The sequence below is a fragment of the Tenacibaculum sp. FZY0031 genome (assembly GCF_036350695.1).
Taxonomy (GTDB): domain Bacteria; phylum Bacteroidota; class Bacteroidia; order Flavobacteriales; family Flavobacteriaceae; genus Polaribacter.
The window spans coordinates 12,961-21,698 of record NZ_JAZDVY010000007.1; the positions used below are offsets into that span (position 1 = coordinate 12,961).

At 31.1% G+C, this 8,738-nt stretch carries 4 protein-coding genes; all 4 read right to left on the reverse strand.

Going from position 1 to position 8,738, the window contains the following annotated elements; all coding sequences use genetic code 11:
* Positions 1–47: 47 nt before the first annotated feature.
* The 4 genes from V1T75_RS10895 to V1T75_RS10910 all read right to left on the reverse strand — a co-directional run bounded on the left by V1T75_RS10895 (position 48) and on the right by V1T75_RS10910 (position 8,734).
* The gene (locus tag V1T75_RS10895) at positions 48–2,588 is read right to left on the reverse strand and encodes a non-ribosomal peptide synthetase (RefSeq protein WP_330488573.1); all 2,541 of its coding nucleotides are present in this window, start codon (positions 2,586–2,588) and stop codon (positions 48–50) included.
* Positions 2,589–2,692: 104 nt separating this feature from the next.
* Entirely contained in the window at positions 2,693–5,800 is a 3,108-nt protein-coding gene (locus V1T75_RS10900; protein ID WP_330488574.1) for an amino acid adenylation domain-containing protein, read from the reverse strand.
* Between the two features lie 42 nt (positions 5,801–5,842).
* Positions 5,843–7,708 (reverse strand): asparagine synthase (glutamine-hydrolyzing), encoded by a 1,866-nt coding sequence (asnB, locus tag V1T75_RS10905; protein WP_330488575.1) that lies wholly within the window; start codon positions 7,706–7,708, stop codon positions 5,843–5,845.
* A gap of 21 nt (positions 7,709–7,729) precedes the next feature.
* Positions 7,730–8,734 carry a TauD/TfdA family dioxygenase gene (locus V1T75_RS10910; protein ID WP_330488576.1) on the reverse strand — a complete coding sequence of 335 codons (1,005 nt, stop codon included), beginning with the start codon at positions 8,732–8,734 and terminating at the stop codon, positions 7,730–7,732.
* Positions 8,735–8,738: the final 4 nt, after the last annotated feature.

An 8,738-nucleotide genomic window follows, 5' to 3' on the forward strand; every position in this document is an offset into this window, starting at 1 on the left:
AAGTGTTTATTTGGTATTTTAATAGGTAGTTTAGTTGGAGTAAAAAGTTATATGTCAATTTCTAGTTTTGACTCTTCTGACATGGTTGATGAGCTTTCTTTAAGCCATTGTTTAGCCTCTATAAATTTTGCTTGTTGTTGTATGGTTGCCTGTTGAAATGTTTCAACCAATGTAATTGGTACTTCAAAGTTTTTTTTGATATTATTGGCTATTTGTATTGCCATCAGAGAATGCCCTCCTAAAGTAAGAAAGGAAGCATCTGTACTAATTTTTTCTTTCTCTAGATTTAGAATTTCTGACCAGATAGTTAGCAACTTCTCTTCTGTTTTATTTTCTGGAAGCTTATGCTCTTCAGTTACATTTATTTCTGGGTCTGGAAGTATTTTTTTATTTAATTTGCCACTGGTTGTTAATGGCAATTCTTTTAATTCAACATAGTAAGAAGGAATCATATACTCTGGTAACTTGTTTGATAAGAAATCTCTTATGTTACGCATATCATTATTTTCCTTTACAACACAATACGCTACCAAACAAGGTTCGTTTTTATATTCTCTAAGATCAACAACTACTTCTTTTACCGCATGAAAACTTAAAATGCTATTTTCTATATCTCCAAACTCTATTCTATAACCTCTAAGTTTTATTTGATCATCTTTTCTTCCTACGAACTTAAGATTACCATTTGGTAACCACATGCCTAGATCTCCTGTTTTGTATACTTTTTCTTCTCCTCTAATCCAATTTTTTCTAAACTTTTCCCCTGTAAGTTTTTCTTCTTTGAGATACCCATGTGCTACACCATCTCCGGCAATTATAAGCTCTCCTATGATTCCAATTGGCATTAAATTTCCATATGCATCAGTAATATATACGCGTTCGTTAGGCAATGGTTTTCCTATAGGAATAAATGCTTGTTTTTCTATTTCTTTTTTAAGTAATGGATAATAGGTAGAGTCAACACAAGTTTCTGTTGGACCGTACATGTTAAAAATTTGTATTTCTCCATTTACTTTTTTGAAAAAGTGCGCTATTACTTTTTTAGGAAGTTCTTCTCCCGCTAATATCCAAACTTTAAATTCTTTGAATTGGTAGCCTTCCTCTAATTCTCTAACTAATAACCTAAAGTGTGTTGGAGTTCCGTCGGAAAGTTGGATGTTATTTTTTTCGTAAAAGTTTAATAAGTTATTCCCTGCAGAACATTCTTCTTGGCTTGCGATATATAAACTATGCCCTTGTAATAATGCTCCAAATATTTGCTGAATAGAAGCATCAAAAACATGAGAAGCTAGCATTGCAACTCTTAACTGGCTTGTTAAATTATGATATACTTTTTCTTTAAGTCCATTAACTAGGTTAATAACACTCTTATGAGATACCATTACCCCTTTAGGAGTTCCTGTAGACCCAGAAGTAAAAATACAATACGCTATCTCTTCTACCAATCCATTCGACTCTATATTATTTGGTGACTCGCTTGTTATTTCTGGCGTATTTATATCCAATACTTTTCCATGAAAACTAAACGAAGTTTTTAAAAGCTCTTGATGAGTTAATAGTATTTTAACTTCTGCTTTTTGCAGTATATAATCAACTCTTTCTTTTGGAAACTGAGGAGACATTGGAAGATACGTACCTCCTGCTTTTAAAATTCCTAATAATCCTATCATTGTCTCTATAGACCGATCTAGGTATACCCCCACCATTTCATTGCTACGAAGACCTTGTTTTAATAAGTAATTTGCTAATTGATTTGCCTTGGCGTTTAATTCTTCATAAGTTAACTCACTTTCCTTATATTTTATCGCTAAAGCCTTAGGCGACTTAGAAACCTGTTCTTCAAATAATTTATTTAATTTTTTGGTATAGGTTTGCTCTTTAGGCTGCTCATTAAACAATTTTAATTCTTGTAACTCCTCTTCTGTGGTAAGCAAACAATCTTTTAATTGTTTATCCTTTTGTACTAATATTGTCTTTAATAATATAAAATAACGCTTGGCTATCTCTCTTATATAATTAAAATTATAACAATCAGAATTACACTTAATTTCTAAAGAAAGTTCGTTGTTTGCACTAAAAATAAATTGCAAATCTGGGTAATTCGATTGACTAAAATTATCCACTTGTATTTGTTTTAAGTACATACCGATTTTTGTAGCATTCAACTTTTTATTCCAAACATCATCTATTAATGAATTTTCATTCTCAAAATCGGCCTTTAAACAACTTGTTAGCTGTATTAACAACGCTTTCAATGTTAACTTGTTTGTGTTTGAAATTCTAACTGGAATGGTTTTCTTAAATACCGAGCTTTCTTCCTTTAAAGAAAAGAGAGGAGTACAAATAAGAGCTTCACTTTTACTTGTTATTTTTTGAATAAGTACTCCCAAAACTGATAGTAATACCATGTATTTTGCTTTATCAGAAGGTGCTATATCATGTAGTAATTTTAACAGTTCTTCTGTTGCAAAAATCTTATCTTCTTTATACGTTGTTGCTTCTGAAAATTCTTCCTTGTTTTCTTCATTGAAATACGCTTCCAACTCAAAACCTTTTAATCGCTTTTCCCAGTAATTATTTGTATTCATTGTAGTAATTATCCTTAAAGGTTTTAGAAATAAAATATAGTTTTCTACCCTAACAATGAATTTTCACTGTTAGCGTACTTTTATTTTACTTAAATATTTTGTTTTTAAAAGTTGAACGAGATTTCGTCCATTATTTGATTGAGCTCAACTTCTTTCTTTGTATAAGCATGGATTTCTCCATTTGGATTGTTTCCTAATTGTAGTAGTATAGATTTAAATTCTTTTACCAATGCTAAAGCATCTTTTTTATCTAAATAGCTCTTTGCATACTTGAGTTTAAAGTTTAACGTTTCAGGCATTTCAAAGACTTTCATTTCTAAAGGGTAGTTAGAAATTTTTGTATTTATTTCATAAAAATTAATAGGATATTCTTCAGAAGATGCATTTACTTTTGTCATATCTTGATAATTAAATAAAACATCAAACATTCTATTATTATGTTCTTGTTTTTGTTTACTTAATTCTGCCTTGATATCAATTAAACTATATTGTTGTTTACTAGTTGCTTCTATAAAAAACTCTTTTAATTTCAACGCGTAGTTTATAAAAGGAAGGTCTTCTAAAATGGAATGTCTAATAGGTAGCATATTTACGAAAGTCCCCACTATATTTTCAGTTTCTTCTTGAACCCTTCCTGAGGAAGTTATTCCTATTACCATGTCTTTTTGGCCTGTAGCTTTTAACAATAGTAATTGCAGTGCTCCAAATATTCCTGTAAAAACTGTGATGTTTTCATTAAACAACGCATTTATAAAATGTTGAATTGCTTTCTTGTCAATATTGAACTCTATATGTTCTCCTGCTTTATCTGCTTCTTTCTCTGGTACTAAAGTTGAAAATAGATTTAATTTAGGAACTTCATCTTTAAATTTATGCAACCAAAAATCTTTTAATGCATCAAAATCTTTTTGATTTCTGAATTCGTTTTCCCATTCAGCATAGTCTTTATATGTATAATTTAATGGTGCTAGCTCTCCATTCATATATAAAGTCATAAACTCTTTATGAAGTATTTGTTGAGAAACCCCATCTGAAGCTATATGATGCAGATCTACAATAAGGTAAAAACTATCTTCTGTTTTAAACAACCCTGCTCGTAACAATGGTGGATTACTAAGGTTAAATGGCTTAATAAAAGCCTCTATTTCTTTATCTAGGTTTGCCTTTTTTATATCCTTCTGTGCTAAATGAAAAGCTATTTCTTCATGTATTTTTTGTCCAAATGTATTTCCATTTATTGCGAATGAAGTTCGCAAACTTTCATGTCTTAAAATTATTTTCTGTATGGTTTCTTCTACTTTCCTTGCCTCAATATCCCACAGTATTTCCCAAACCATAGGCATATTATAATCGATCCCTTGTTTGTTCAATTCATAGTTATAATAAATTGTTTTCTGCGAAGAAGATAAGTTATAATAATCTTTATGTGCTGCTTTTTTTATTGAGTAAACACTTTCTGTACCTTTACTTAAGCTAGCAATTAAAAGAGCTTGCTTTTGAATAGTTAAATTTTTAAACAAGTCTTTTAATGTCATACGAACACCAAATTCAGAATATAATTTTCCTATAAGTCGCATTAAAGTTAATGAGCTTCCTCCTGCACTTTGAAAGTTTTCATCTACAGAAATAGTTTTATCTCCTAAAATGGTTTTCCAAACCTTCAATATTCTTAATTCATAATCATTTTTAGGCGCGACAATTACTTTTTTCTCTTCATTCAATATCAATGTTTTAAAATCTATTTTCCCATTAGGCAGTAACGGGAACTCATTAACTTCAATAAGTGATGAAGGAATCATATAATTTGGCAGGTGATTTTTTACATAGTCATAAACCTCATCTTTTACCTCTTTTTCTTTAAAAAGTTTTTCCTTAATATAATATGCTATCAATTGCTCATCGTTTGATGTATCTTTTGTTACCACAACATTTTCTACTAGTGGACTTTCAACTAAGACATTTTCTATTTCATCAATTTCAACACGAATTCCTCGTATTTTAATTTGCCTATCCGTTCTACCTAATAGTTCTATTGTATTATTTATAAGTCTCCTTGCAAGATCTCCTGTTTTAAATGCTATTTTTTCTGCTGATGTTCCTTCATTTAAAACAATAAATTTTTCTTTGTTAAGTACTTCGTCTTTCAAATACCCTTTAGTAATATAGGGTGAACTAATATAAAGCTGTCCGGATACCAAGGGACCACAAGGCATAAGGTTATTATCTAAAATCAACACTTCTGTATCATCTATAGGACTTCCAATAGGTACTTTTCCTTTAGACACATCTGAAGGTTGAATCTCATAACAACAACGAATCATGGTTGTTTCGGTTGTTCCATAAAGGTTTACTAATGTAATTCTATCATCAAATACCTCATACCATTTCTTCAACTCGTATGGAATAATCTTTTCTCCAGACAAAAGTACATATCTAAGTTTTGCATAGTTTTCAAAAGAAAGGTTATGAGAGTTAAACACCCTATAAACACTAGGTACACAGTGTATAATTGAAATTTCTTGTGAATCTATCCATTTTACCATTTTTTCTGTAGTAAAAAAATCTTCTTCTTTAGGAGGTACGCAAATCGTTGCTCCATTGAATAAAGGAGTAAAAACATCTCTTAAAAAGGCATCGAAATACGGACTTATAAATTGACTAAATCTATCAGATTCTTTTATCGTGAATTTTTTTGTTTCCCATTGTAGGAATTGAAGTAAACTTTTATTCTTACCTATAATTCCTTTAGGCTCTCCTGTAGAACCAGAAGTAAAATAAACATACAATGCGTCTTCTGCATCGTACTGAGGTGTTGTTATCTCATACGTTTTAGCATAGACGGTCTTAAAGTCTGCTTTAGAAACTGTTTCGTATACTCTCGATAGGCTTGTTATGTCATTTGCTACTAAATAAGACAGTTCTAATTTTGATACCATGCCTGCCAATCGTTTCTCTGGTAATTCTCCATTCATCGGTACAAACACACAACGAGCATTCATTATTCCTAGCATTGCACTAACCATATCGGTTACTGTTGTTGCTTGGATTCCGATGTAGGCACCTTCTGGTACATTTTTATCTTGTAGATATCCAGTAATTTTATTGGCCTTATCTAATAATTCAGCATACGTAATAGTACTTCTATTTTCTTCAATAGCTATTTGTTGGCTATTCGTTAATAAGCTCCTACACAGTGCTTCTTGAATAATCATAAATTATAGTTTAGGTTGTTATAGTTTAAGTTGAAAAGAATTCTAATTCTCAATAAAATTATCGAGAAACATTCCAAAAGTGGTAACGATGAGAAGTAAGTCCATTTCAAAAGGTACATTAACAGTAAATCCTTTTTGACTATATATTTTTTTCAATCGTTCAATTTCATCAGGATTAAAAAATCCTTGTCTTTTAATTCTATCATAAGAAAGAATATCTGATACATATTCTTTGTTGTGTTGTAATAAATAGGGGCTTCCTGGGGCTACAAAACCAAACTTCTCTCTTTCACATACAGCTTTAGGAACAAACTTAGCTGCCATTTTTTTGAGAATATATTTCTCAACAAAATCTTCACTTAATTTTAAAGTATCAGGAACCTTAGTTGAAAATTCAACGATATTCTTATCTAAAAAAGGGAATCGAACTTCTATAGAATTTGCCATTGCCATTCTATCTCCATGATCAGAGATTAAATGATCTGTTAATCGAAGTTTGTAATCTATATACGCTCTTTTATTTAACAAGCTCCTATTTGCAATACGTTCTGGGTTAATTATAGGATGATTTAAACAGTTTACTTCTTCATAAGCTGTATTTAATGAGGATGAATAAAGTTGTTTTTTAACTTTATTATGCTTCATAAAATCCAACTCATAATAAAATGATTCATCTCCCCATAATTTTTTTCGTATAGCTTTTTCTTCTCTACTGGTATCATTTACCAGCATACTCATTTCTCGCATTTTATCAAACCTAAATCCTACATACCCTGCAAAAAACTCATCTGCTCCTTCTCCTGAAAGAATTACTTTAATTTTCTCATCACGCACTTTACTAGATAAATACAGAGAGGCTGTATTATAGGTTTCTTTAACAGGACATTCACTATGGTAAACAGATTTTTTCAATCTACTAGCAATATCATTAAAGTAAAACGTTTTTTTATTTAAGTTAGAATTCCCTGCATTGGCAACTATGTTTTGGTAAAATGATTCTGAAATTTTGGCATCAGGAAAATCAATAGAAAATGCTTCTTTTCGAATATTAGGAAGTAATTGGTTTATTTTCATTCCTATCATTGAAGAGTCCAACCCACCACTTAAATAATACCCCGTGGGTACATCTGAACGTAAACGTAAGCCTACCGCTGTTTCAAACAGTTCTTCTAGCTCTTCTAGGTATGAGGCTTCTGAACGTCCGTTCATTTTTACTTCTCCTTCAGGATAAATAAGGTCCCAATATTCTATATTTTTAATCTGCCCCTCTTTGGTAACTTCTAAATAATGACCATTCTCTAAGCTTTTAATTCCCTTAAACATTGTTCTTGGACTTATAAGCCCTGCAAAAGTCATTACCTGATCTAAGCCAACTGGATCAACCGATGTTTTTACTTTTGGATACTCTAGAATTGCTTTTATTTCTGATGCAAATACAAATGTATCATCAACAAAAGTGTAGAAAAAGGGTAAGATTCCTAAATGATCTCTTACACAAAACATCGATTCTTTTCTAGTATCGTATAAAGCAAAGGCAAATTGCCCATTTAGTTTATCTAACAGCTTCATTCCATACTCTTCATAAAGATGAACTATTACCTCTATATCTGTATTTGTACTAAAATGATGCCCTTTATTTCTAAGTTCTTCTCGCAACTCTACGTAATTAAAAATTTCTCCATTACAAATAAGGATTAAAGATTTATCTTCATTAAATACAGGTTGCATTCCGTTGTCTAACCCAATTATACTTAATCGGTTAAATCCAAAGGCGACATTTTTATAAAGTAATGTATTTTGCGCATCGGGTCCTCGATGAAATATTTTTTTATTCATCTGTTCAGCAACATACTTATCTTCCTGATTTAGCGCTCTCGTAAAGTTTATGAATCCGTTAATTCCACACATAAAAGGTGCTTTAAATTATATTTATTTTAGGTCTAGGTTAAATTGATGTGGTTGTGACATTGCTGTAAGAATGGTACGCTTTCCATCATAGGGACGTCTACTATGAGCAAACATCATATTGTCTAACAATAAAAAATCATTCTTTTGCCAAGGAAAACTTATGGCATGCTCTTTATAAAAGTCTTTGAATTCTTGAATTACTTCATCACTAATTTCGCTTCCATCTCCAAAATAAGTTACAAATGGTAAATCTTTTTCTTCGAAAAACTCCAACACCATTGGATCGTATAACGACTTATGACCAAAGTACATATGATTAAACCAAACTTCTTCATTAGTTATCGGATGTTTTTGAATAGCAGGAAGTACCCATTGAATTCTCAAGTGATCATCTCCTACCCATTCATATCCTATTCCATTATCATCTAAATATTTATTAACTTGATTTTTATCTTCTGTTTGATAAATCGTTCTCCAATCTAAGCCTACTCCTGGTATGGTATTTCTAACGTATTTTACTCCTTTTTTTCGAAAGGCCTCTAAAGTTTCTTCTTGTAAGTAATTAAATAACTTACGTTCATCTGCAATGGGGGTTTCTCCTTCTACATCTGGTGGTACTAAACAAAAAAATGCAATTAACCTATTGAATGTTTTTGAATATGAATTCTCTGTATGCATATGAATCTCTTGGTCTTTAGGGTGACTTGTAGAGGTATATACATTTTCATAAACTTGATCTCTTGGAGATGTTCTGTTTTTGTACTCTAACGGATCTCCTGCAAATACTTTAAACATTGTATTAAAATCTGCTGCTCCTTCTATAGTAAATCCTCTTAACAATACTGCCCCATTTTTTAACAGCAGTTCATTAACACTCTCCTTTGCTTTTTTTGCCCACTCAATACCATTTTCATTATTCTTTGCGGTTATTGTAACAGGACAAACTCCTATTTCAGAACTTATTTTCACCTCTGCTCCTAATGCAGTTGATAGATCTTCTGTTGACACAATGGTTACTTTCTCCATAATA